The organism is Pseudomonas sp. (genome assembly GCF_028293835.1).
Lineage (GTDB): Bacteria > Pseudomonadota > Gammaproteobacteria > Pseudomonadales > Pseudomonadaceae > Aquipseudomonas.
In genome coordinates this window covers 15,399-39,613 of sequence record NZ_JAQGNX010000087.1, presented here as the reverse complement: position 1 = coordinate 39,613, position 24,215 = coordinate 15,399, and the positions used below count along the sequence as shown (strand labels likewise).

The following is a 24,215-nucleotide window of genomic DNA, read 5'->3' as shown; positions in this document are numbered from 1 at the left end:
AAAATTGCTCCTTGGGCCGATCCAGACCCGGCGTAACATAAGCTAAGCAGAGGCTGACCAAGTAGAAGACACCACGCGACGAATGGCGTGCAGGTGCCTTGGGCGCTACCGGCCGACCAAGACTCAGACACCGCTATGCGCTGATGAACAGCCCGACAGCATGTTTTGTTGAGAAATCACGCTGCGCCGTTAGTCGGCACCGCCCGGATGGATTAAAGTAACGCCCCCAGCTTCGGTGTCGTTTGGCGCCGCTGATCATCTGCCAGGACACGTCATACGATGGAACATCGTGAAGCGCTGATTGCGCTGCGAACTTTTCTTTCAACGCAGATTCTCGGCCAGGAAAAACTGATCGAACGGCTGTTGATTGCCCTGCTCGCCGACGGCCATATGTTGGTCGAGGGAGCACCGGGGTTGGCCAAGACCAAAGCCATCAAAGAACTGGCCGAAGGCGTCGAAGCACAGTTCCATCGAATCCAGTTCACCCCCGACCTATTGCCTGCCGACATCACCGGCACTGAGATCTATCGTCCGGAAACCGGCAGCTTCGTCTTCCAACAGGGGCCGATCTTCCACAATCTTGTACTGGCGGACGAAATCAATCGCGCACCAGCCAAGGTGCAATCGGCACTGCTGGAAGCCATGGCCGAGCGCCAGGTGAGCGTCGGTCGCAGCACCTACGAACTGTCGCCGTTGTTCCTGGTGATGGCGACCCAGAACCCCATCGAGCAGGAAGGTACGTACCCGCTGCCCGAAGCGCAGCTCGACCGCTTTCTGATGCACGTCAAAATCGGCTTCCCGGACGCTGCGGTGGAACGCAAGATTCTGCAACAGGCCCGTGGCGAAGCGCTGAATGGTGAAACCAAGCCCGAGCGCCGGGTCAGCCAGCAGGCGATTTTTGCTGCGCGCAAGGAAATCCTCGGCCTGTACATGGCCGACGCGGTGGAGGAATACCTGGTGCAATTGGTAATGGCCACCCGCACACCGGCCAAGTTCGACCCGGAAATGGCCGACTGGATTGCCTACGGCGCCAGCCCACGCGGCTCCATTGCCCTGGACCGTTGCGCCCGGGCCCATGCGTGGCTGGCCGGGCGTGACTTTGTCAGCCCGGAAGACATTCAGGCCGTGCTGTTCGACGTGCTGCGCCATCGCATCATTCTGTCGTTCGAAGCCGAAGCGGCCGGGATCGATCAAGACCGCGTGATCCAGCGCATCCTCGATGTCGTGGCTGTCGCCTGAGCCCATGCAATCGCCGATTGCCACCCCTGGAATACGCGTCAGTCTCGACGAATTGATCGAGATGCGTCATCGCGTGCGCGAAGTGCAGTTGTTTTCAACGCCCAGCCAGCGCAGCCCGTTGATTGGTTTACACCACTCGAAACTCCGTGGCCGTGGTGTGGACTTCGATCAAGTGCGGGTTTACCAGGCCGGCGATGACGTACGCACCATCGATTGGCGCGTCACCGCCCGCACTCAGGAACCGCACACCAAGCTGTTCCACGAAGAACGCGAGCGGCCGATCTTTATTCTGGTGGAGCAAAGCCGTCGGCTGTTTTTCGGTTCGGGGCTGATGTTCAAGTCGGTGCTGGCCGCTCAAGCCGCCGCGCTGATCGGCTGGGCAGCATTGGCCCACAACGACCGGGTCGGCGGACTGGTGTTTGGTGATAACGAACACTACGAAATCAAACCACGACGCAGCAAGCAGAGTCTGTTGCAGTTGCTAAACAGACTGGTGCGGGTCAACCAGTCGCTGAACACCGAGATCGCCGCCGACCGCGATGCGTTCGGCATTGCCTTGCGCCGGGCGCGGGAGGTGCTGCGTCCCGGCAGCTTTGTGTTTGTGATCTGCGACGAACGAACCATTTCTGACGCCGCCGAGCAGCAGTTAAGCCTGTTGTCCCGGCATTGCGACTTGCTACTGTTGCCCTTGTCCGACCCCTTGGACCATGCCTTGCCAGCGGCAGGTTTGTTACGATTTGCCGAACGCGGCGCGCAGCTTGAGCTGGACACCTTGAACCCGGACTTGCGTCAGGCCTACCGCGCCCAGGGCGAGGCGCGGGTGGCACGCTGGGAATTGCTCGCGCAAAAATTACGGGTGTTGTCGATTCCCCTGAGCACCCAAAGCGGCATGGTCGAACAACTGCGTGAATACCTGAGCGCCCAGCGTCCCGGAAAAAAACGATGAGCAGCCTGGAGCAACTGCAACCACTGATCATGCCACCGGCGATCGATACCTGGCCGCCAGCGCCGGGCTGGTGGGTGCTGCTGTGTCTGCTACCGCTCGCCGCGTGGGGCGTGTGGTGGCTACGAGGCTACTGGCCAGGCAAGCGCTTGATCATCAGGTCCGAGCAACCCTTAGACCCACTGCGACTGGCCGCCCTGGACGAACTCGCGCAGCTGCCCAAACCCTATGACGGCGCCCCCGCTGGCGCCTGGTTGCAGCAAATCAACGCGCTGCTCAAACGCTTGTGCCGCAATCACTATCCGTACAGCCAAAGCCACACGCTGAATGGCCGCAAGTGGTTGGCATTTCTGGATAACCGCTGCCCTGCCGCAGGCCTGACGCGCTGGATGATACTGGTCGAAGGCGCTTACAAACCGGAGTGCAAACTTGATGACAAGGCCATCTCCGGCCTGAATCAAGCGGTGGATACCTGGATCCGCAAACATGTTTGAACTCGCCTGGCCGTGGGTCTTTATCTTGCTGCCTTTGCCGTGGTTGATGCGCGTGCTGCTGCCTGCCGCCGACAGCGGCGAAGCAGCGCTCAAGGTGGGTTTCCTCAGTGAACTGGAAGAACTGGCCGGGCGCCGGGCGCGGACTAATTTGCCGGCGTGGCGTCAGCAAAGCCCGTTCATTTTGCTCTGGGTATTGCTACTGATGGCCGCGGCGCGCCCGCAATGGTTGGGCGAGCCCGTGCCTATTGCTGCCAGTGGTCGCGACCTGCTGGTGGCCGTGGACGTCTCCGGCTCCATGGATTACCCGGACATGCGCTGGCATGACGACGACGTCAGCCGACTGTCACTGGTCAAGCATCTGCTGGGAGACTTCCTGGCCAACCGCGAAGGTGATCGCGTCGGTCTGATTCTGTTCGGCAGCCGCGCTTACGTTCAAGCGCCCCTGACCTTTGATCGACGCACCGTGCGCGTTTGGCTGGATGATGCACGAATCGGCATCGCAGGCAAAAACACCGCCATTGGCGATGCCATCGGTTTGGCGATCAAGCGTCTGCGCCAGCGCCCGACGCAAAGCCGGGTGTTGATTCTGGTCACCGACGGCGCGAATAACGCCGGTCAGATCGACCCGATTACCGCCGCAAAGCTCGCCGCTGGCGAAGGGGTAAAAATCTATACCATCGGCATCGGTGCCGACCCAAACCAGGGTGGCTCGCTGGCGATGCTCGGCCTCAGCCCGAGTCTTGACCTGGACGAGCCGAGCCTCAAGGAAATCGCCGACATCACCGGAGGGAAGTATTTCCGCGCCCGTGACGGTCAGCAGTTACAGAACATCAAACAGGCCCTCGACAAGCTCGAACCGGTGGCACAACAACCCACTCAAGCACGCCCGGCGCAAGCGCTTTACCAGTGGCCATTGGCTACCGCGTTACTGATGAGTCTGTTGTTGGCGGTGCGCGAGCGCTGGCCGGACACCCTGCTGCAGCGGCTATTCAAACGAAAAATATTCTTGCCATCCAATGAACAATGGCGCCAGCGAATTAAGCGGTTGCGGAGGCGTCGATGATCGCGCTTTGGCCCCATTGGCTTCGTCCTGATTGGCTGCTGGCGTTCCCGCCGCTGGCCTGGCTGCTCTGGCAGTTATGGAACCGGCAACAGCGCGCCGGACGCTGGCAGATGATTCTGCCCGCCGCGTTCCATGGGGTGCTGCTCGGCGGCGGCAACGGCCGCGCCAGCAAAAAGCAGTGGGTTGTCCTCGGTTTGGGCTGGACACTGGCGTTATTGGCGTTGCTCGGACCCAGCTGGCAGCGCGTCGAACAAATCAGCCAAAAGCCCGCCGACCCGCTGGTGGTAATGCTCGAACTGACCCCGGAAATGCTTGCAACCGATACCCCGCCGACCCGTGTCGAACAAGCTCGGCGCAAATTGCTCGATTTGCTGCAAAGCCGCAGCGACTCACAGACCGCCATCGTCGTCTATGCCGGCAGCGCCCACACGCTGGTGCCGTTATCCGATGATCTGGGCACCAGCCGTAACCTGTTAGATGCGCTCAAACCATCGATCATGCCCGAGGCCGGGCACCGCGCCGATCTGGCTGTGAAGAAAGCCTTGGCCCTGCTCAAGCAAGGCGCCCAAGGCCAGGGCCGCCTGCTGTGGATCGGCTCGTCATTGAATGAGCAAGAGCGCGAAGGCATCCGCCAGGCCTTGGGCCGGGACGCGCCGCCGTTGTTGTTGCTGGGCATCGGGACGGCCGATGGGGTGCCGGTGGCTCAGGACAAGGGCGGCTTCCTCAAGGATGACCAGGGCGCAATTCTGCTGCCGCGCCTGGACGGCCCGAGCCTCAAAGCGTTTGCCAGCCAACTCGACGGTCTCTATCGCCAGGCACGCCTGGACGATTCGGATCTGCGCGGCCTGGGCCTGCTCGACAGCCCGCAACGACTGCGTAAAAACGGTCAAAGCCTGCACCTGGACAGCTGGGATGATCAAGGCCCCTGGCTGATCTTGCCATTATTGCTGTTGGCCGCCTGCGCCGGGCGCAAAGGCTGGTTATTCTGCCTGCCGCTGTTGTTCATGCTGCCGCAGCCGAGCTATGCCTTTGAGTTCAACGACCTCTGGTTGCGGCCCGATCAACAAGGCCAGCGTTTGCTTGAAGATAGTCGTCCGGCCGAAGCTGCCAGGCGTTTCGAAGACAGCCAGTGGCAAGGCGTCGCGCTCTACGAGGCAGGTGATTATGCCAATGCCGCGCAGCGGTTTGCCGAAGGCAATGGTGCCGCCGACCACTATAATCGCGGCAATGCCCTAGCCAAGTCCGGCGATCTGGAGGCGGCGCTGGATGCCTATGAACAGGCGCTGGAGCGCCAACCCGACCTGCAACCGGCACTCGCCAACAAGGCGCTGGTGGAACAGGTCCTGGAACAGCGAAAACAGCAACGCGACATCAACCCGGAAAAACCGGCTGAAACTAAAACCGAAACTACTGAGCAGGCTCCTCAGCCTGGTGCGACCAGCGCTCCGCAGAATCCACAACAACCGACGTCGCCCTCTGGCGATGACAGCGTCACCCGTAATAACGGCTTCAGTAATCCTACGGCGACGTCCAGCGGCAACGACGTTCCGGGCTCGCAATTGGGTAATGAAGATCACACGCGGCCGCCGATCAGACCGACCGACACCACCCTCGACGGTGAGCGGCGACAAGCGTTGGAGCAATGGTTACGGCAGATCCCGGACGATCCGGGCGAGCTGTTGCGACGTAAATTCTGGTATGAACAGCAACAACATCAGGAACCGGTTCGATGAGTCGCGCGCACATTTTTTTGATCAGTCTCATGCTGTGTTGCATAGCCCCGCAAACGCTAGCCGCATCGCTGGTGTCCAGCGTAGACCGGGAGCGGCTGAATGCTGGCGAGACCGTGGAGCTGACCCTGGAGTCCGACGACCCTACGCTGTTCGGCAAACCGGACTTGAGCGCGCTGGAGGGTAGCTTCAACGTTCAGGGAACACGTCAAGTCAACCACCTGACAACCCTGGACAGCGGCTCCCAGGCCACGACGCGCTGGATCATCACCCTGCTGCCAAAACAGAACGGTACCGTTGTCATTCCTTCGTTGCAGTTGGGCCAACTCAGCAGCCAACCGATTACACTGCAAGTGCTACAGGGTGAAGATCAGACCCAAGCCAGCCACCTGGCGCCGGTATTTATCGAGGCCAGCCTTGATCTGGACAGTGTCTACGTCCAAGCACAAACCGTGCTCACGCTACGCATCTACCACTCGGTTTCGCTGTTCGACGATAGCAATCTGACACCACTGGTGATTCCGGATGCTCGCATAGAAAAACTGGGCGAAACCCGCACCTATGAAAAACTGATCAATGGGATCCGCCATGGCGTGATCGAGATGCGTTACGCGATCTATCCCCAGCACAGCGGCGAACTACTGATCCCTGCGCAAGTATTCAGCGCAACCCTGGTTCAGGATGTGCCGAGTCAGCTTCAAGACCCAGGGCAAAACGCGCAACCCGCGGTGCCGAAGCCGGGCAAGTTAATGCACGTCAGCTCCGTGGAAATCCGCCTGTCGGTGAAAGCCAAACCGGTAGATTACCCCATGGACAGCCCATGGCTGCCGGCCCGCAGTGTGAGCTTGAGTGAGGACTGGAATCCTGAACCCGATCACAGTCTGGTGGGGGACTCTTTGACTCGCAGCCTGACAGTCAAGGTTGAAGGCCTGTCCAGCGCTCAACTGCCGCCATTGCCTGCTACCAACGTCGGTGGTCTGCGCCGTTATCCCGACCAGCCGCAACTGTCCAACCAGGCCAGTGACCGAGGTCTGATTGGCAGTCGCGTAGAACGCGAAGCGCTGGTGCCGACCCGCACCGGTACTATTGAATTACCGGCGTTGGACGTGGTGTGGTGGAACACCCGGGAAGACCATCTGGAACACAGCAGCCTGCCCGCCCGTACCTTACAAGTCGCAAGCAACCCTGGCTTGTCCGTCGACACGCCGGTGAACACTAACAATGGGTTGGGTTCAGGCGGACCGTCGCTCTGGCCATGGCAACTGAGCACTTTTTTTCTGGCTTGCTCAACCCTGCTCGGCTTCGGTCTGTGGTGGCGGGCACGCTGGCAGCCGGCCGAGGCGCGCGTGGTGCAATCCGGCCCGAACCCTCGGACCGTGCTCGATGAGCTGAAACGCGCCAGCCTGGCCAACGATCCACAGGCGACCCGTCAAGCGCTGGACGCCTGGGCACGCCAACAGCCGGAAACCCTCGCCGACATGGCCGCGCGTTTCGTGCCATTGTCCGACGCCCTGGACGGCCTGAATGGCGCGCTGTACAGCGAAACCGGCCACGAGTGGCAAGGCGAAGCATTATGGAGCGCGGTGCGTACACTACCCGCCAGCGAACGAACTCAAACCCTGGCAACCGACACCAGCCTGCCGCCGTTGTATCCGAAATAACCCGATTACAGCTGGCGCCTAAAGGGATATTTACCGTCCCATCCAACGCTACACAAGGACCTCCAATGCGTCTGTTTCATACCTCCGATTGGCACCTCGGACAGAACCTTCACGGACAAGAGCGTGACTTCGAGCACGGCTGTTTTCTGAGTTGGTTGCTCGGCCGTATCGCCGAGCGCGAACCTGACGTGCTATTGATCGCAGGGGATATCTTCGACACCGTCAACCCGCCGGTCAAAGCCCAGGAACGCCTCTACGAATTCATCGTCAGCGCCCACGAACAGCAACCACTGCTGACCATCGTAATGATCGCCGGTAACCACGACTCCGGCTCGCGCATCGAACTGCCCGCGCCGCTGATGCGCCGCTTACGCACCCATGCGCTGGGTCGCGTCATGTGGCTCGACGATGGTCAACTGGACGCCGAACGCCTGTTGTTGCCACTACCGGACAAAACCGGAGCAACCGCCGCCTGGTGCCTGGCCCTGCCCTTCCTGCGTCCCGCTGAAGTCACCGGCGCCACGTTGGGTGATGACTATCTACGCGGCATTGGTCGCGTGCATGAACTGTTGATCGACGCCGCCAACCTTAAGCGCACGCCAGGACAAGCGCTGATCGCCATCAGCCACGCGCACATGGCTGGCGGCTCGGTCTCCGAGGACTCCGAACGCAGCCTGATCATCGGTAACGCCGAAGCACTGCCCGCCAGCTTGTTCGGCCCAAGCATCACCTACGTCGCGCTGGGTCACTTGCACAAACCGCAGAAGGTCAACGGTGAGGATCGCATTCGCTACAGCGGCTCCCCGATCCCACTGTCATTTTCGGAAATCGGCTACCAACACCAAATTCTCGAAATCAACTGTGACGGCGAGCAACTGCTCAGTGTCGAACCAACGCTGATTCCACGGGCCGTCAATCTGCAACGTGTTGGCCCGGCACCGTTGGCTGAACTGCTGTTGCAACTGGCGTCCTTGCCCAATATCGATTTGCTGGCCGACACCGAGCGCCAGCCCTGGCTAGAGGTACGGGTGCGCCTGGATGAGCCGCAACCGGACCTGCGTCATCAGATCGAAACCGCTTTGCAAGGTAAAGCTGTGCGTCTGGTACGAATCGGCGCCGAATACGCGGGAAAGGGCAGCAGCGATGGCGATGACGGCAGCGCAGGCCTGGTGGATCTCGATCAACTCAGCCCACAAGAACTGTTCAGCCGTGCCTGGTTCGACAACTATGGCAGCGAGGTCGACGAGCAAACCCTCAAGGACTTCGCCACGCTGTTGCAAGACGTGCAGATGGAGAGCGAACAGCCATGAAGATTCTCGCTATTCGCCTGAAAAACCTCGCCTCGCTGGCCGGCCCGTTTGAACTGGATTTCACCGCCGAGCCCTTGGCCAGCGCGGGCTTGTTTGCCATCACCGGGCCAACGGGGGCCGGGAAAAGTACCCTGCTCGATGCGTTGTGCCTGGCGTTGTTCGGCGCCATTCCGCGGTTGAGCAACGTCGGTCAATCAAAAGTGCCGGAAATCGACGGCGACATCAGCACCAACGACCCTCGCACCTTGCTGCGCCGTGGCACCGGCAGCGGTTATGCCGAAGTGGATTTCGTCGGCATCGACAACCGCCGTTACCGAGCCCGTTGGGAAACCAACCGCGCCAGGGACAATGCCAGCAAAAAGCTGCAAGCCAGCCGCCAGACCTTGATCGATCTGGACAGTGAACAGGTGCTCAGCAGCCAGAATAAAACCGAATACAAAACCATGCTCGAAGCGCGTCTGGGCCTGAACTTCGAACAGTTCACCCGCGCTGTGATGCTGGCGCAAAGCGAGTTCAGCGCGTTCCTCAAGGCCGACGACAAAGAGCGCAGCGAACTGCTGGAAAAGCTTACGGATACTGCGATCTATAGCCAATTGGGCCGACGTGCTTATAGCAAGAGTAAAGAAGCCGAAAAACTCCACGACGACCTTAAAGCACTGGCCACCGGGGTCACGCCACTGGAGCCGGACGCCCGCGCAGACCTCGACCAGCGCTTTGATGACGCCCGGCAACAATTGAAAACCCAGCAAGCGCAACTCAAGCAGCTTGAGCTCCAGCAACAATGGCTGACGATGCTGGTGCAGTTGCAGAACGAGCAACAAAGCGCTGCCGAGCAGCTGCAACAAGCCCAGTTACGCTGGGAAAGCCAAAGCACCGAACGGCTGAATTTATCGCGACTGGAAAACCTCGCGCCGCAACGTCATCAGTTTGCCCGGCAGACGGAACTCAACGCGCAAATCGGTCCGTTGGCAGCGAGCATTCAGCAGCATCGGGCGCAACAGACCGCGCTGGAGGCTCAGCAGCAACAAGGTGAACAAGCCCGCCTTGACGCACAATCCGCCGCATTCAACGCGCAGCAGCAATTGACCGAGGCCAAACCACGCTTACAGCAGGCGTTCGACAGCCAAAGCACCGTAGCGCGGCTGATCCAGGAACTGGCCCAGGTCACCGAACTCAGGCAGCAGGCCGAGCAGCAAAGCGCTCAGGGCCAAAGCACGCTGCAAGGGCTGCTTGAGCAACAACGGCTGGTGGCCGAACGTCTGGAGAGAATCGCCGCGCAGCTTGAACTCAGTGCTGATTTGGCACCGCTCGGCGATGCGTGGAATGCCTACCGCGACCGGTTGAAACAGTTGCTACAAACCGGTAATCGGCTGAATCAAGGCCAGGCTGAATTGCCACAGCTTGAGCAACGCGCCGCCAGCGCCAGCCAGCAACTTACCGAGCAGCGCAGCGCCTTAGAGTTGCTGTACAGCGAAGCAGGCGCTGAAGCTCACGCCGTTGGCGAGCAGATCGAGATTCTCGGCAGCCTGCTGCAAGACAACCGCAAACAACAACGGGCGTTCGAAGACCTCTCACGACTTTGGGCCAGTCAGCAACAGCTGGACCAGCGCTCGCTGGAGCTGACGCAAAAACTGCAGGATGCTCAGCAGCAGCGCGAGCGATTGAACCGCGAAGGTCTGCAAGCAAAAAATGAACTCACCGTCGCCGAGCAAACCCTGTCAGTAACCCGGCAGTTGCTGGAGCGTCAGCGTATTGCCCGCAGCGCCAGCGTCGAAGAACTGCGCGGGCAGTTGCAAAACGATCAACCGTGCCCGGTTTGTGGCAGCAATGAACATCCGTATCACCAGCCTGACGCCCTGTTGCAAAGCCTGACGCAACATGACGAGAGCGAAGAAGCCAACGCGTTGAAGGCCGTCGACACGCTGAAAGAAAAGCTGGATGAAATGCGCGCCGCAGTTGCAGGTGTGATTGCCCGGCAAAAAGAATTCCTGCAACAACAAGAGCAACTGACGACCCAGCAACAGGCCTTGAGCTTCGACCTCGACGCCCACCCGCTCAGCCCTCGATTACTGGAACAGGATGCGGCCAAACGCGACACGTGGCTCACTCAGCACCTGAATCAGTTGGCGCAAAATATTACTCAGGACGAGCAGCGACAGAACGCCCTGCTCACCTTGCAAAAAGACGCCGCCCGTCTGCAACAACAGCTCCACGTTACCGCCGAGGCGAGCCAAGGGGCTGCTCAGCAATTGGCGGACCAGCACCGCCAATTGGCCAGCGACCGGGCGCGCCTGGAAGAAGAACTGACCGCCTTTGCCCCGTTGTTGCCGGCCGAAACCCTGGATGGCTTGCGCAACCAAGCCGCAACCACTGTCATGCAACTGGAACAGCAGGTCACCCAGCGTCTGGATCAACTGGAGCAACAGCGGGAAGAACAGCTGGAACAACGCGAGCGTCAGCAAAAAATCGAACTGGAACAATCGCAGCAAGCCACTCGCGTGCAGGCTCAGGAACAGTTGCAACAGCGTTGCCGGACCCTTGCCGAGCAACAACAGGCTAGCCAACACCAGCTCAGCGAATGGCTCGGCACACACCGCAGCGCTGAGCATTGGCAACAGCAGCTGGAGCAGACCGTTGAACACACCCGACACGCTGAAAACGCCGCGGGCCAAGCGCTGCAGGACGCACGCAATCTGCTGACCCAGCTCGGCGCTGAACTCAAGGCCGAACAAGAGCGCCTGAGCGGCATTGAGCTTGAACACCGTGAACTGAGCCTTAAAATTGCCGACTGGCGCAGCCGTCATCCAGAGTTGGACGACAACGGCTTGGCGCAGTTGCTGAGCGTGGACGATGAACAGGTCAACCAACTGCGGCAACAGTTGCACCACAGTGAAAAAGCCATTGAACAGGCCAAGGTCTTGTTGCTCGAACGCGAACAGCGCCTCCACGCCCATCAAGCGCAACACAACGAAATACTTGATGCCGAGCAACTCAACAGTGCGTTGGCCGAACTGCACGCACAATCGTCGGCCAGCGAGCAATCGTGCGCCGAGTTGCGCGCACAACAAGCAGAGGACCAACGCCGCCAGGACGCCAATCAAGCGCTGGCACAGCAGATCGCCGAGGCTTACGCGCAATATCAGCGCTGGGCCAGACTGGCCGCGTTGATCGGTTCGGCCGAAGGCGACAAATTCCGCAAGATCGCACAGGCGTATAATCTCGACCTGCTGGTGCATCATGCCAACGCGCAACTGCGGCAACTGGTGCGCCGCTACCGCTTGAAACGCGGCGGCAGCATGCTCGGCTTGCTGGTGATGGACACCGAAATGGGCGACGAACTGCGTTCCGTGCATTCGTTGTCCGGTGGCGAAACGTTTTTGGTGTCGCTGGCGCTGGCCCTGGGCTTGGCGTCGATGGCGTCCAGCACATTGAAAATCGAGTCACTGTTCATCGACGAAGGTTTCGGCAGCCTGGACCCTGAGTCGCTGCAACTGGCCATGGACGCCCTGGACGGCTTGCAAGCGCAAGGTCGCAAGGTCGGGGTAATTTCCCACGTGCAAGAAATGCACGAGCGGATTCCGGTGCAGATTCAAGTGCGGCGTCAAGGTAACGGCCTGAGCACGATCGAGGTCAGCAAGTAACAAAACCGGGGCAATGCCGAACCCGAATCAGATTTTTGAGTCGCACAAAACCGGTAAACGGACTTTTTGTGCGACCCTATACACCCACGGCGCGCCTGGTCGCGCCACGCTCAATGAAAAAGGTAATCCCATGACCAACCCAGTAGTTTTTTTCGACATCACCGCTAACGACGAACCGATGGGCCGCATCGTGATGGAACTGTTCGAAGACGTGGTTCCAAAAACCGCCGAAAACTTCCGCGCCCTGTGCACCGGCGAGAAAGGCGAAGGCCTGTCTTACAAAGGTTCTTCATTTCACCGCGTGATCACTGACTTCATGCTGCAAGGCGGCGATTTTACTAACCACAACGGCACCGGCGGCAAGTCGATCTACGGCGAAAAATTCAAGGATGAAAACTTCACCCTGAAGCACACCGCACCGGGCGACCTGTCCATGGCCAACGCAGGTCCGCACACCAACGGCAGCCAATTCTTCATCACCACCATCGTCACTAGCTGGCTGGACGGCAAACACGTCGTGTTCGGCAAAGTCACCGAAGGCCTGGACGTGGTTAAGGCCATCGAAGCATTGGGCTCGCAGTCCGGCAAAACCAGCAAGAAAGTGGTCATCGCAGACTGCGGTCAACTGACCGACGCGGCCTAAATGACAGCGTCGGTGGTTGCGCTGAATACGGCAACGCCGACCCTCTACTCTTTCCGCCGCTGCCCCTACGCCATGCGTGCTCGCATGGCCGTGTGGTACTCGGGGCGTGCGGTGGAGATAGTCGAAGTCAGTCTGAAAGACAAACCCGCACACATGCTCGCCTGTTCACCCAAGGGCACGGTGCCGGTGCTTGTTTGCGACACCGGCGTTATCGATGAAAGCCTGGAAATCATGGGTTGGGCGTTGGCCTATAACGACCCTGACGATTGGTTGCTGACCCACAATGCTTCGGCTCAGAAACAAAGCGCCGAACTGATCGAAGAAAACGACAACGTCTTCAAGAAACATCTGGATCGCTACAAATACGCTATTCGTTACCCCGATTATTCCCAGGAGCACTACCGCGACCTCGGCGCAGTGTTTTTGCTCGCCCTTGAAACACGATTATTGCGGCATGAGTTTTTAGTGGCCGAGCATTTAACCCTGGCCGACATCGCCCTTGCGCCATTCGTGCGGCAGTTCTGCTATGTCGACCCGCAATGGTTTTGGCAAAGTCCATATCCCCATGTGCGGAACTGGCTAGAGCGGTTTTTGGCTTCTGAATTGTTTATATCGGTGATGGCTAAGGTTTAAGCCAATATTAACCCTCTGTAGTAGCCATCATCTTGGCAGTTGGCACTACTCGTGTTTTTGACCACGCGCGCGTCGGCTCTACAGCGAATTTAGGTGAAAGCTCCGACAAGGTAGTAGGACCTCCCTTACAACCATCACGTCTTCGGCTGATTTTCATCAGGCCAAAATAGCGCTAACTTCCCGCTCCTGGAAACGCATAGCCAACCCCCTCATCGTTACTGCCAATGGCTTCGGCTATTGGCGGGTGCGTTATATCTCGTCCATAAGGAACTGGACAATGAAGCAGGCCCAAACAGTGAAGCAGCAACAGTTACTTATCCGCTGGAGTGAAGCGATTGCCACCCCCGCATTCCGCTCACGCCACCTGACCCTTGACGCCCTTTCCAAAGTGTTGCCGCACGCCCGACAACGGAGCCTGCAACGCTTGGTTCAATCGCTCATCCGAGAAGATCTTATTGAGGCTAAAACGTGCAGAAAAAACGATGGGGACAGCTATTGGTTGTCAGTCGCAGACAACACTCAGCTGCGATTCGATTATCTGTCGTCGGGACGAATGTGCAGTTGGGAGTTGAGCGGAAACCTAACCGCACATGAACTCGGCCAGGTTCCGCAACTGATCGAGTTTCCGTCCGACTTATTGAAGTTATTGAAACCAGTACTGAAATCAGCCGTATGCATTAAAGCTTTAGAACGTTTGGCGTTGGAGCTAGATGACAGTTTCATCAATGACACGCTGTGTCTTGCGTTTCATGATGCCTGGACGCTTCGACTGCAACATCAAATGCTTGATGACAATGCGCCTAACTTATTCGCATGGCTGTCCGATCAATCAGGCGCAATAAACCCTACATTACTACTGGAACAATGGGGAACACTAGGGCATCCCTGGCACCCAAATTACAAAACAAAACCGGGCTTAGCCACTCATCAGATAGTTAATTTTTCCCCCGAGTTCGAAGCAAGCTTCCCAGTGATTCTGTGCGCGCTCCACCGCCAATACGCTCACATAGAAGCCATCCCCGGCACACCCGAGCATTGGACTTGGTGGGACATCCATTTTCCCGAAGCAGCCACACAGCTTATCGCCGAGCTGCAGCTTCTGGGGCTGGACGCCACACAGTACATCCCGCTGCCCGTACACCCTTGGCAAGCAGATGAACAACTGAAGCAAGCATTTTCGAACGAAATTAGCGCCAGGCTATTGGTACTGAGCAATGTCGTTGCTTTCAACGGGCACCCGTCCATGTCCTTCAGAACCGTTGTTCCCGACGCCAGCAGCCGCGCACCCATGATTAAACTTCCGGTGGCGCTGCGCTTGACCAGCGTACAGCGGACCCTGTCGCCACGGTCCGTACGTATGGGGCCTCGCATCAGCCATTTGCTGCGGCAGATCCTCGATCAAGAACCGCACCTGCAGCGGTGGCTTTCGATCGTCCCTGAACGGATAGGGGTTCATTACCAGCCACAATCAGAGCACGACGATCGTGCACGACACTTATCGGCGCTTTACCGCGATAACCCCCTGAGCTTTGCTAGTCCAGGCGAGCTGGTTGTTCCGGTTGGCAGTCTGTTCGCCCACGACCTTAAAGGGCAGCCCCTGTTGCGACAATGGATACAGCGTGCATACGGCAGAGAAGACGCTGCCGCCATGCAGTCATTCTTCCGAAATTATCTGTCGATAGCCGTACCAGGGTTGCTGGGCATGTACTTGTTATACGGCATAGCATTTGAGGCCCACCAGCAGAATAGTTTCATGGTCATGGGCGCCGATGGGCACCCTGATCGCCTCTTGCTGCGCGACTTCGGTGATATCCGTATTGACCGCAGCACCTTTCAGACCAGGGGTCTGGACATCGAGTTACACGACCCAACGATGACCTTGTATGACAGCGCTGATCATGTCCGTGACAAGTTGCTACACAGCGCCTTTATGTGCCACTTGGGTGAATTGACGTTGCTGTGCGCTCGTCATTGGGAAGTATCGCCGGATTGGTTATGGCAAGAGTTGGCTGAACACGTCAGTCAATGCTTCGACGCGTTTCGCGGCCGCGTTGATCCATTGCGCTGGGAGACTGAACGCAAGGCTGTGTTGGAATCGGATTGGCCAGCCAAGTCTTTCATGAGAATGCGCCTGCTGGACAACCAAGCCGACATAGTGGGTCGCCTGAGCAATCCGTTACGGGTAGCCAACCATGCTGCCTAAAGCCGCGTTCCTACGCCTATTGGTCCTTATCCAACTTGTTTCCATGGGCGCCATGGAGATCAGCGGCCCATTCTGGCCATTGCAGATTCAGCGGCTGCTAGGCGCTGAGAAGGCGCACTACATCGGGTTTTTATCAACAATGGTTTATGTCGGACCGCTATTGGCTGCGGCGATACTGACACCCTTATGGGGGAAGCTCGGTGACCGGACTGGCCACAAGCCAATGATCGTCCGCGCCCTGGTGGCGCTCGCCCTGTGCCAAGGGTTTGCCGGATTGGCGACAGACCCGTGGGTGCTGGTTGCGGTTCGCGTGTTGCAGGGCGCGCTCGCAGGATTTATCGCGGCGGCACAAGCCTACGCCTTGACCAGCTTCAGCGACACAGGTCGCGGAAAAATCCTCGTACGCCTCCAGACGGCAACCGCCGTTGGCTCGTTGATGGGGCCGGTACTGGGCGGATGGCTAATCGATAGATGGGGGTTTGCCTCGCTCTGCTTTAGCGCAACCGCCATCTGCCTCTTGTGTGCAGTACTCAGCCTGTTTTTACCCGACGATGCCGCTCGGACGCGCCACGCTGAAAACCAAACGACGGCGGCATTGCCAAGAGGTTGGCTGAAAGGAATTTTACTGATCATCGTCTTGATCCAGGCGGCCAAAGTGATGCCGCAACCCTTCTACGCCTTATACGTTTCGGAAATTCTGCATGCTCCCGGCTGGCTTATCGGTGTCAGCTACGCGGCGAGCGCGGCCACGTTAGCCCTTTCAGCGCCCTATTGGGGTCGGCTGATTGACAGCTGGCAGCCGTCCCATACGTTGCAGGTCATCGAGAGAGTGGCGTGGCTGTGTGCACTGACGCTTGCCTGCACTGCGCTCGCCAACGAATGGGTTGGTTTTCTCGCAACCCGCTTGCTCTGGGGTGTATGGCAAGGCGCACTCCTGCCGGTGGCCTATACATTGATCGCCTGTTCCACCGCACCTGGCAAACAGGGTTTTAACCTCGGGATTGCAAACAGCGCCGCGAAAGCCGGCGCGTTATGCGGTCTCGCGTCAGGTGGCATCGGCGTGGCCGTGGTCGGGCTGGCCAACAGCTTCTGGCTCGTCGCGCTGACTTACACCCTTGCTGCGCTCGGCATCCGCTGGGTTCGTTCGTTATCGCAACCACCTCATACAGCCCCTGCTGCTTGCGCTTTTCTCAACCCTGATAAAAGGTTCCATATATGACCAAACGTCGGCTCTCGTTTGTTATTCCACTGCTCAGTACATTCAGCGAGCCCATCTGGGCGGAGCGTCCGGATCAGGCTGAGCAACCAGGCACAATGGCCTTGTCTGACACCGTGGTTTCAGCCACACGCAACGCAGCAAGCATTGCCTCTATTCCCGGCTCGGTCCAAGTCATTGATGCGCAGCAGATCCAGCAGCAAAGCGGTGCAGGACGTCGACTATCGGACATTCTCGGGCAACTGGTGGCCGGCCTCGCGCCAACGTCGGGAGGGATGAGCAACTTTGGCCAAACCTTACGCGGTCGCGCTATGTTAGTGCTGATTGACGGCGTATCGCAGAACGCAACACGAGACAACTATCGACAACTCAACAGCATTTCACCGGCCAGCATCGAACGCATCGAAGTGGTGTCGGGGGCTAGTAGCGTCTACGGCGCAGGGGCCTCCGGTGGAATGGTCAACATCATTACCAAACGCAATCAGGGCGAGAAAATCGCTTTGAGTAGCCGCTTGGGTCTGACCACCGGCGCTAACTTCGGCTCACATGGCAATGCCTATGACGCCTTCCAAAGCGTCTCTGCCAAACACGGCCCATTGGACGCTTATGTGTCGGGTCAGTGGGTGGTCCGCAACGACTTGTTGGACGGCAACGGTAACCGCATCCCGCAAGACACGTCCCAAGGCAGCAACATGGACACTGCCACGTACGATATTCAAAGTCGCTTCGGTTTTGAGTTAGATTCAGACAAGACAATCAAACTGTCGTTACAGAACTACAAGGACAAGCAGGACACGGATTACGCCAAGGCGTCGGTCGATAAAACTGCCGTGGCCATTAAAGGACTGATGCTCAATGAGCAACCGTATACCCACAACCAGGCCGTTAACCTCAACTACAGCGACAGGGATTTTCATGGCCAGGGCTTGATGCTCGAAAGCTATTGGCGGCGTGCTGACGCCTTGTTTTTTCCTGCCCTGAAACGCGGCAAGGCCGGCGTTTCGGATAACAACAGCGTGCAAAATGTGTTTGGTTTACGCGCGGCCGTTGACACCCCTCTGCCCGCTATCGGCATGGCAACCGGCAATCTGGTATGGGGCGCAGACTACGACAATGAACGTTCGCGCCAACGAGGAGATCGCTACGTTGTCGACGGGGTGAAATACACCAAGACAGCCACGACCTATGAAATGGGCCCGGATATTGAAACCAGGACCAAAGCGCTATTCGCCCAAATGTCGTGGGACATTTCTGACTGGACGTTACGCGGGGGAGCACGACGCGAATGGATCGAAACCGAAGTCGCCGACAGCATCGCTTACGGAGAAATCGTTCAGACAGGACACTGGGCGACATTGCGCGGAGGGTCCCTTAAGTACGACGACACCCTTTATAACCTCGGCGCGGTTTACCACCTGAGCGATACCCAAGACCTTTTCGCCAACTTCAGCCAAGGGTTTTCCCTGCCGGACATTCAGCGGTTTCTGCGCGATGCCGATAGCCGCTTTGATGTCCAGACACTCAACGCTCAGGCGATAAAAGTCAACAGTTACGAACTGGGCTGGCGCGGGCACTGGAATCGATGGCAAGCCGATGTGACGGCTTATGAAAATACATCCGGTGTCACTCAGTTTTATGACGCTACAGAGCGTGTTCTGCGTCTGATAAACCAGAAGGAACGCGTGCGTGGGATAGAAAACAGCCTGACGTTTTATCCAACAGAACAGTGGTCGGTCGGCGGTACCTATGCGTGGGCAAAAGGTGAGACACGTCGAACCGGGAAATGGATCGACTTACCAGCCACCCGTGTATCACCTGCAAAGACGACTTTGTTTGTCGGCTACACCGGTCAAACATATGACCTTCGCCTGCAGGGCATGCGCCTTGGAAACTACGACGCCGCTGCCAAGGACAGCAATGGAAGAGCGATTAATGGTTACACGTTGGTCGACCTGCTGGGTTCAGTTGAATTACCCTCAGGCAGGGTTGAAGCCGGGGTATTCAATCTTACCAACAGGACCTATCAAAACATGTTTGCCCAGGCCAATGCTCGTGCACCCTATGCAAACGCCGAAGGCCGGACGCTGGGGATAAGCTACTCGCTTAACTGGTAATATAAAAACCGCAATCAACACATAACCGTAAACGGCCCAGAATCAAACAACCGGTATTTACTCGGTGGGTTTCCAGCCTGCAACTTTTGCGAACTGGCCATTTCAATCGCGTGGGCGATTTCATGTTTGGCTTCAATACTCCTGGCGAGGCCGCCAGAAGAAGCCTGACCCAAACCAATCAGGGAGAAGCCGTTAGTAATGACTGTAAGAAAGGCGATTACCCATAATTGCGTACCTTTCATGTCGCACGCTCCTGCACATTTGCCGCAGGGCGCTGGGTGTCAACGACCGGCGTATTGAGCGCGGCGTTGATCGAGTGGATGGATGTCGCGTTCATGCTGGTAACGGTGACCACTGCGATGAATACAACATAAAGAGCAATAGCGACGTAAGCGCCTTGCTTGATTGAGTGAAGGATGGCAGTGGTCATCTGGTGTAGCTCCGCGGGCACGTTTCAGGCCGACAGAATCAACTAAATGAGGTACATCGAGAAGTGAAGTAATTCCATAGTAGACATCAGTGGCGTTAATTATTAAATAAGCCAATCAACGTAATAGAGACACAACACCTGGAGCGAAGTTGTCCGCGAAGCGAAGTCAGGGACAATGCTTGGCATGAAAGAAAACAAAAAAAAGCAGACGAATCCATTCCCCGTTATCGGTATTATCGTTAACGGGGAATGGATTCATTTAGTGAGCAGTTTCATTGTTGAATCTTATGGTCCAGTGCAGCGTAGAAGTTGGCGCTTTGTTGCAGGTATTTGGTGGTGTAGGTCTGGGTGATGCTGGATTTTTTCTGGCAGATCTCAACGCTGGCGCTGGCAGGCAGGGCGACAGTGGCTGAGATAGCGGATGCGGCAATGACGGAGAAGAGATTGAAGTTCATTTTAGGAAGCCTCGATGTTCGGTTTGGATAGCTGCCGTTTCAGGCCGTTGAACCAAACTTACGCCCGCGCCATCGATGTCAGAAATGCTTTGTACCACTAGACCTTATCAATTTAATTGATAATGGCTGCAGCCCACGTAAACCGGGGGCTGCAACTTATCAACAGGGTGCTATCTGGTAAGGAACCTGAAGTCTGAGGGGGAATCGAAATCCATTTTCTGCACGGTATCCCCCAGCAAACCGGTTTTTGGATCGACGCGAACGGTCACAATCTGGTTGCTCTTCTGGTTTGCAATCAGCAGGAAATGCCCGCTTGGGTCGATACTGAACTCACGTGGCTCAATGCCTTCGACAGACCGACGCTGTATTTCCTTAAGCTGACCACTGGATGAGTTGATGGCGAATACCACCAGCTCATTCACGTCGCCCCGGTCAACCACATAGAGAAATTTGCCGTCGGTTGAGCTGTGTAGCCCACCACCACCGACTTTCTGTTTGACGCTTTTGTCGGACAAATCCAACAGCTGCGTACGTTTGAAAACACCGTCATGGTAATCAAACGACGCCACCTGCCCGGCCATCTCCAAGGTCAGGTACGCGTGTTTACCGTTATTGCTGAATAACAAGTGCCGAGGGCCGCTGCCTGGGGGCAACTCAACCGACGGGGTTTTGGCCGGTTGCAGAGGCTGCGGACCTTTGCCGGTGTAATGGAAGACAAACAGCTTGTCGGCCCCCAAATCACTGGCAATCAAGTATTTACCGTCGGGCGACCCTACCGCCGAATGCACGTGGGAAGACGCCTGTCGTTCGGGATCAACCTTACTGGCCGGGTGAGTCAGGGTTTGCGACACGTCCGCGAGCTTGCCGGACTTATCCACCGGCACCACTGCCAGCACGCCACCTGGATCAGGATGAACAGCGTAGTTGGCCACAAACAGGAAATGGCCGTCCGCGCTTAAACTGGAGTGGGTGGGTTCGTCACCTTTGCTGTTTACCTGATTGATCGGTGTCACTTCATGGCTTTTGGCATCGATCGCAAAACTACTGACCTTGCCGACCGTGTCAGCCTGACCCGGACCGTTTTCATTGACTGCAAACAGCAAGCGCTGGTCTTTGGAAAGCGTTAGCCAGGACGGGTTTTCACTCTTGATGACTTGCCGCGGTGTCGAGTCGATCTGCCCGGTTTTACTGTCGAACCGGTAGCGATAAATACCTTCACTCTTGCCCTGGGTATAAGCACCCACCAGCAGATCATAATCAGTCATGTTTTGCGCCAAGACAGGGAAAGCAGCGAGGCCGCCGGCCATTGCCAGCCAAGGCAGAATTTTACGGTTCATGGGCATCTCTCTGGTTATTAAGCTTATGGGGCGCCGCACGCGGTCAACTTTGACCTCCGCTGTAAGACAGCGCCGCCCATCAACTAGTTTTATTGCGCGTCGCGCATTACCAGAAATTACCACCGAAACGTCGCATTATTAGCCGCTGTCGGCGTTTACCCATGGACAATCAGTCTCGTTCGGCAGTGTCTTCGTTATCGTCGTCGTTGTTGTTCGGAGTGAACGCATCAAGGCACACCAAACGGTGATCGGCATTGCCGTCGGTCAGCACCCAGCTTTGCAATTGAGCGTCGAACGTTGCGGCTTCGACCTGGGCAAGACTGAATTTCCATACCTTGCGCTCACGACCGTCAATGGCCTCGACGACCAGCTGACTGTCATTCAGCGAGTATTCAAAAGCGTGCAAACCATCGATTTCCAGCATGTTGGGGGCTTGCAGGATCGTCAGAAGCGTTGGAGTGGTCATATATATCGCCTGAGTAAAGGCGCGAATTGTAGGCGAAATCGTGGGGTAAGGTCACATTTGGATACCCAACAGGGTGTAAGTTCCCACGCCAACAGTCGCTTCTGGCACATTGATCGATTTGAATGGATGGCAACGGAATTTCGATGTTCAACCATCTCTGTAGAAGCCAACTCGTTGGCGAAGGTCATAGCGCGGTGTATCAGGTACACCGCTTCGCCGACACGTTGCTCCTACAGACATGTGCCTGACAATCTAGTGAGAAAACAACGAGTGCCCAACCTGTCCCGCCATCTTCTCTGGTTTGATCAGGAACCGTGCGATGGCCGGTAGCAGCCACAGCGCGCCGAACATGTTCCACAGCAGCATGAAAGTCAGCATCAGGCCCATATCGGCCTGGAACTTGATCGCCGAGAAGATCCAGGTGCATACCCCGATTGCCAGGCACAAACCGGTAAACAACACGGCCTTACCGGTGGATTTCAGCGTCTCGTAATACGCTTCTTGCAGCGGCAAACCGGCGCGAAGGAAGGTTTCCAGGCGGCTGTAGATGTAAATTCCGTAGTCGACACCAATCCCCACACCCAGCGCCACCACCGGCAGCGTGGCGACTTTGACGCCGATGCCCATGAACGCCATCAAGGCGTTACCCAGCACCGAGGTCAGCACCAAGGGCAAGATGATGCACAAGGTCGCCGCCCATGAGCGGAAGGTGATCATGCACATGGTGGCCACACAGACGTAGACCAAAATCAGAATTGTCAGCTCAGACTCTTTGATGACCTCGTTGGTGGCCGCTTCGATCCCGGCGTTGCCTGCCGCGAGCTGGAATTCCAGACCGTCACGGTCGTTGGCTTTGGCGAAGTCTTTTACGGCGGTCACTGCCCGGTCGAGGGTTTCGGCCTTGTGGTCGTTGAGGAAGATCAGCAGCGGTGCCAGAGAACAATCACTGTTATACAACCCGTCAGCCCGAGCGATGGAGTTGTTCAACACGTCCTTGTTACGCGACAGCGATTCCCATTTCAGGTTGCCCTCGTTCATGCCCTTGATCACCTGCTTGGACACAGTCACCAAAGAAATCGCTGATTGCACGCCGGGCGTGTTCTCCATCTTCCAGGTCAATTCATCAATCGCAGACATCGTCGGGTACGCCGAACAGCCTTCTGGCGGGGTCTTGACCATCACCACCAGTACGTCGGAGCTGGTGGAGTAATTGTTGATAATGAACCGGTTATCGTTGTTGTAACGGGAGTCTGGACGCAATTCCGGTGCGCCTTGATCAAGGTCACCGATTTTCAGATTCTGGCTGTACCAAAGCCCGCCGCCGAATGCCAGCAGCGCCAATACGACGGAGACCCGCGCGACTCTCGGATTGGCAAAGTTGGACAGCAGGCGCCAGAACTTATGCTCACGTACTGCATCCGTTTTACTGCGGCTGATGGCCCTCCTGCTGATGCCCGCGTAGGAAATCGCCACGGGTAGCAGAATCAAATTGGTGAACACGATGACCGCGACACCAATCGAAGCACCAATTGCCAGCTCGCGAATCACCCCGATGTTAATAATCAGTAGGGTGATAAAACCCACGGCGTCGGCAAGAATCGCAATCATGCCCGGCAGGAACAGTTGGCGGAAGGTTCTTCGCGCAGCCATCAGAGAGTTTTCGGCATCGCTGGATTGCAGCGCGATACCGTTGATTTTCTGCACGCCGTGGGAAATGCCGATGGCGAAAATCAGGAACGGCACCAGCATTGAATACGGGTCCAGACCGAAGCCGACAACATGCATCAAGCCCAACTGCCAGACCACCGCGATCAACGTGGTACTTAACACAGCCACAGTACTGCGCATACAGCGAGTGAACCAGACCAGCGCCACCAAGGTGATCATGAACGCGACACCGAAGAACATCACTACCATGATCAGCCCATCGATCAGGTCGCCAACCTTCTTCGCGAACCCAACGATGTGCACTTTCACGTTGGGGTTTTGCGCCTCGAACTTATCGCGAATTTTCTCTTCTAGCTGATGGGAGAACTGCCGGTAATCAAGGGCCAGCAATTTGGCTTGATCGCTGGGGTCCGGGTAGGCCTCCAGCAGTGGAAGCTCTACCACGCTGGACTTGAAATCGTTAGCCACCAAACGCCCGACCTGCCCGGATTTAAGGACATTGTTGCGCAGCAGATCGAGGCTGTCTTCAGAACCGTTATAGCTCTGCGGGATGACTTCACCGCCGGCAAAGCCTTCCTCAGTGACCTCAGTCCAGCGCACGTTGGGACTCCACAACGACTTCATTCCGGAGCGATCGACCCCTGGGATGTAAAACGCCTCGTCGTTGATTTGGCGCAAGGTCTCCATGTAGTCCTTGGTGAAGATATCGCCCTTCACCGCTTCCACGGAGATGCGCACGGTGTTGCCCATGTTGGACAGGTCATGGCGGTGTTCGAGCATCTTTTGAATGAACGGATGCTCAAGGGGAATCATTTTTTCGAAACTGGTGGAAGGCCGTACCAGGGTCGCTTGGTAGAACAGAAAAACACTGACCACCAGGCAAATGAAAATCACTGCTGGACGGTTGTTAAAGATCAAGTCTTCAAGCCATGTGGGCTTGGATTGCGGCAGAGGCTGGTGATTGGTCAT

At 57.3% G+C, this 24,215-nt stretch carries 19 protein-coding genes; 13 read left to right on the top strand and 6 right to left on the bottom strand.

What is annotated here, in order from left to right:
• The first annotated feature begins 279 nt into the window (after nt 1-279).
• The 13 genes from JWR17_RS11490 to JWR17_RS11430 all read left to right on the top strand — a co-directional run bounded on the left by JWR17_RS11490 (nt 280) and on the right by JWR17_RS11430 (nt 18,890).
• Entirely contained in the window at nt 280-1,239 is a 960-nt protein-coding gene (locus tag JWR17_RS11490; RefSeq protein WP_219061506.1) for a MoxR family ATPase, read from the top strand.
• Complete coding sequence (locus JWR17_RS11485; protein WP_299831365.1) at nt 1,220-2,185, top strand: DUF58 domain-containing protein; 966 nt, start codon at nt 1,220-1,222, stop codon at nt 2,183-2,185. Before JWR17_RS11490 ends, JWR17_RS11485 begins: the two co-directional genes overlap by 20 nt.
• Nucleotides 2,182-2,676 carry a DUF4381 domain-containing protein gene (locus JWR17_RS11480; protein ID WP_299831362.1) on the top strand — a complete coding sequence of 165 codons (495 nt, stop codon included), beginning with the start codon at nt 2,182-2,184 and terminating at the stop codon, nt 2,674-2,676. Before JWR17_RS11485 ends, JWR17_RS11480 begins: the two co-directional genes overlap by 4 nt.
• On the top strand, nt 2,669-3,739 hold the full coding sequence (locus JWR17_RS11475) for a VWA domain-containing protein (protein ID WP_299831360.1): 1,071 nt from the start codon (nt 2,669-2,671) through the stop codon (nt 3,737-3,739). Before JWR17_RS11480 ends, JWR17_RS11475 begins: the two co-directional genes overlap by 8 nt.
• On the top strand, nt 3,736-5,472 hold the full coding sequence (locus JWR17_RS11470; RefSeq protein ID WP_299831357.1) for a VWA domain-containing protein: 1,737 nt from the start codon (nt 3,736-3,738) through the stop codon (nt 5,470-5,472). Before JWR17_RS11475 ends, JWR17_RS11470 begins: the two co-directional genes overlap by 4 nt.
• Nucleotides 5,469-7,130, top strand: coding sequence for a BatD family protein (locus JWR17_RS11465; RefSeq protein WP_299831354.1), 1,662 nt, complete (start codon nt 5,469-5,471; stop codon nt 7,128-7,130). Before JWR17_RS11470 ends, JWR17_RS11465 begins: the two co-directional genes overlap by 4 nt.
• Nucleotides 7,131-7,195: 65 nt before the next feature.
• Complete coding sequence (locus tag JWR17_RS11460) at nt 7,196-8,440, top strand: exonuclease SbcCD subunit D C-terminal domain-containing protein (protein WP_299831351.1); 1,245 nt, start codon at nt 7,196-7,198, stop codon at nt 8,438-8,440.
• On the top strand, nt 8,437-12,081 hold the full coding sequence (locus tag JWR17_RS11455) for an AAA family ATPase (protein ID WP_299831348.1): 3,645 nt from the start codon (nt 8,437-8,439) through the stop codon (nt 12,079-12,081). The genes JWR17_RS11460 and JWR17_RS11455 overlap by 4 nt, the downstream gene beginning before the upstream one ends.
• A gap of 130 nt (nt 12,082-12,211) precedes the next feature.
• Nucleotides 12,212-12,724 carry a peptidylprolyl isomerase gene (locus JWR17_RS11450; RefSeq protein WP_299831346.1) on the top strand — a complete coding sequence of 171 codons (513 nt, stop codon included), beginning with the start codon at nt 12,212-12,214 and terminating at the stop codon, nt 12,722-12,724.
• On the top strand, nt 12,725-13,357 hold the full coding sequence (locus tag JWR17_RS11445; protein ID WP_299831343.1) for a glutathione S-transferase: 633 nt from the start codon (nt 12,725-12,727) through the stop codon (nt 13,355-13,357).
• A gap of 277 nt (nt 13,358-13,634) precedes the next feature.
• A complete protein-coding gene (locus JWR17_RS11440) occupies nt 13,635-15,560 on the top strand; it encodes an IucA/IucC family protein (protein ID WP_299831340.1) in 1,926 nt (641 codons plus the stop codon).
• Complete coding sequence (locus JWR17_RS11435) at nt 15,550-16,779, top strand: MFS transporter (RefSeq protein ID WP_299831337.1); 1,230 nt, start codon at nt 15,550-15,552, stop codon at nt 16,777-16,779. Before JWR17_RS11440 ends, JWR17_RS11435 begins: the two co-directional genes overlap by 11 nt.
• Nucleotides 16,776-18,890: a TonB-dependent receptor gene (locus tag JWR17_RS11430; protein ID WP_299831334.1), complete on the top strand. Its 2,115-nt coding sequence runs from the start codon at nt 16,776-16,778 to the stop codon at nt 18,888-18,890. The genes JWR17_RS11435 and JWR17_RS11430 overlap by 4 nt, the downstream gene beginning before the upstream one ends.
• Before the next feature lie 14 nt (nt 18,891-18,904).
• On the opposite strand, the gene JWR17_RS11425 is transcribed toward JWR17_RS11430, so the two are convergent.
• The 6 genes from JWR17_RS11425 to JWR17_RS11400 all read right to left on the bottom strand — a co-directional run bounded on the left by JWR17_RS11425 (nt 18,905) and on the right by JWR17_RS11400 (nt 24,215).
• Nucleotides 18,905-19,132 (bottom strand): hypothetical protein, encoded by a 228-nt coding sequence (locus JWR17_RS11425; RefSeq protein ID WP_299831331.1) that lies wholly within the window; start codon nt 19,130-19,132, stop codon nt 18,905-18,907.
• Nucleotides 19,129-19,320 (bottom strand): hypothetical protein, encoded by a 192-nt coding sequence (locus JWR17_RS11420; RefSeq protein WP_299831328.1) that lies wholly within the window; start codon nt 19,318-19,320, stop codon nt 19,129-19,131. Before JWR17_RS11420 ends, JWR17_RS11425 begins: the two co-directional genes overlap by 4 nt.
• A 272-nt stretch (nt 19,321-19,592) precedes the next feature.
• A complete protein-coding gene (locus tag JWR17_RS11415; RefSeq protein WP_299831325.1) occupies nt 19,593-19,775 on the bottom strand; it encodes a hypothetical protein in 183 nt (60 codons plus the stop codon).
• 170 nt (nt 19,776-19,945) lie between these two features.
• Nucleotides 19,946-21,112 (bottom strand): lactonase family protein, encoded by a 1,167-nt coding sequence (locus tag JWR17_RS11410; protein WP_299831321.1) that lies wholly within the window; start codon nt 21,110-21,112, stop codon nt 19,946-19,948.
• 169 nt (nt 21,113-21,281) lie between these two features.
• The gene (locus JWR17_RS11405; RefSeq protein ID WP_299831318.1) at nt 21,282-21,578 is read right to left on the bottom strand and encodes a DUF5629 family protein; all 297 of its coding nucleotides are present in this window, start codon (nt 21,576-21,578) and stop codon (nt 21,282-21,284) included.
• A 252-nt stretch (nt 21,579-21,830) separates the two neighbouring features.
• Complete coding sequence (locus JWR17_RS11400) at nt 21,831-24,215, bottom strand: RND family transporter (protein ID WP_299831315.1); 2,385 nt, start codon at nt 24,213-24,215, stop codon at nt 21,831-21,833.

What these genes read in the sequence shown, in the direction of transcription:
- JWR17_RS11440 (WP_299831340.1), top strand. Translation starts at nt 13,635, where the DNA reads ATGAAGCAGGCCCAAACAGTGAAGCAGCAACAGTTACTTATCCGCTGG.
- JWR17_RS11435 (WP_299831337.1), top strand. Translation starts at nt 15,550, where the DNA reads ATGCTGCCTAAAGCCGCGTTCCTACGCCTATTGGTCCTTATCCAACTT.
- JWR17_RS11470 (WP_299831357.1), top strand. Translation starts at nt 3,736, where the DNA reads ATGATCGCGCTTTGGCCCCATTGGCTTCGTCCTGATTGGCTGCTGGCG.
- JWR17_RS11400 (WP_299831315.1), bottom strand. Translation starts at nt 24,215, where the DNA reads ATGACCAATCACCAGCCTCTGCCGCAATCCAAGCCCACATGGCTTGAA.
- JWR17_RS11490 (WP_219061506.1), top strand. Translation starts at nt 280, where the DNA reads ATGGAACATCGTGAAGCGCTGATTGCGCTGCGAACTTTTCTTTCAACG.
- JWR17_RS11485 (WP_299831365.1), top strand. Translation starts at nt 1,220, where the DNA reads ATGTCGTGGCTGTCGCCTGAGCCCATGCAATCGCCGATTGCCACCCCT.
- JWR17_RS11480 (WP_299831362.1), top strand. Translation starts at nt 2,182, where the DNA reads ATGAGCAGCCTGGAGCAACTGCAACCACTGATCATGCCACCGGCGATC.
- JWR17_RS11450 (WP_299831346.1), top strand. Translation starts at nt 12,212, where the DNA reads ATGACCAACCCAGTAGTTTTTTTCGACATCACCGCTAACGACGAACCG.
- JWR17_RS11445 (WP_299831343.1), top strand. Translation starts at nt 12,725, where the DNA reads ATGACAGCGTCGGTGGTTGCGCTGAATACGGCAACGCCGACCCTCTAC.
- JWR17_RS11415 (WP_299831325.1), bottom strand. Translation starts at nt 19,775, where the DNA reads ATGAACTTCAATCTCTTCTCCGTCATTGCCGCATCCGCTATCTCAGCC.
- JWR17_RS11405 (WP_299831318.1), bottom strand. Translation starts at nt 21,578, where the DNA reads ATGACCACTCCAACGCTTCTGACGATCCTGCAAGCCCCCAACATGCTG.
- JWR17_RS11460 (WP_299831351.1), top strand. Translation starts at nt 7,196, where the DNA reads ATGCGTCTGTTTCATACCTCCGATTGGCACCTCGGACAGAACCTTCAC.
- JWR17_RS11465 (WP_299831354.1), top strand. Translation starts at nt 5,469, where the DNA reads ATGAGTCGCGCGCACATTTTTTTGATCAGTCTCATGCTGTGTTGCATA.
- JWR17_RS11455 (WP_299831348.1), top strand. Translation starts at nt 8,437, where the DNA reads ATGAAGATTCTCGCTATTCGCCTGAAAAACCTCGCCTCGCTGGCCGGC.
- JWR17_RS11430 (WP_299831334.1), top strand. Translation starts at nt 16,776, where the DNA reads ATGACCAAACGTCGGCTCTCGTTTGTTATTCCACTGCTCAGTACATTC.
- JWR17_RS11410 (WP_299831321.1), bottom strand. Translation starts at nt 21,112, where the DNA reads ATGAACCGTAAAATTCTGCCTTGGCTGGCAATGGCCGGCGGCCTCGCT.
- JWR17_RS11475 (WP_299831360.1), top strand. Translation starts at nt 2,669, where the DNA reads ATGTTTGAACTCGCCTGGCCGTGGGTCTTTATCTTGCTGCCTTTGCCG.
- JWR17_RS11425 (WP_299831331.1), bottom strand. Translation starts at nt 19,132, where the DNA reads ATGAAAGGTACGCAATTATGGGTAATCGCCTTTCTTACAGTCATTACT.
- JWR17_RS11420 (WP_299831328.1), bottom strand. Translation starts at nt 19,320, where the DNA reads ATGACCACTGCCATCCTTCACTCAATCAAGCAAGGCGCTTACGTCGCT.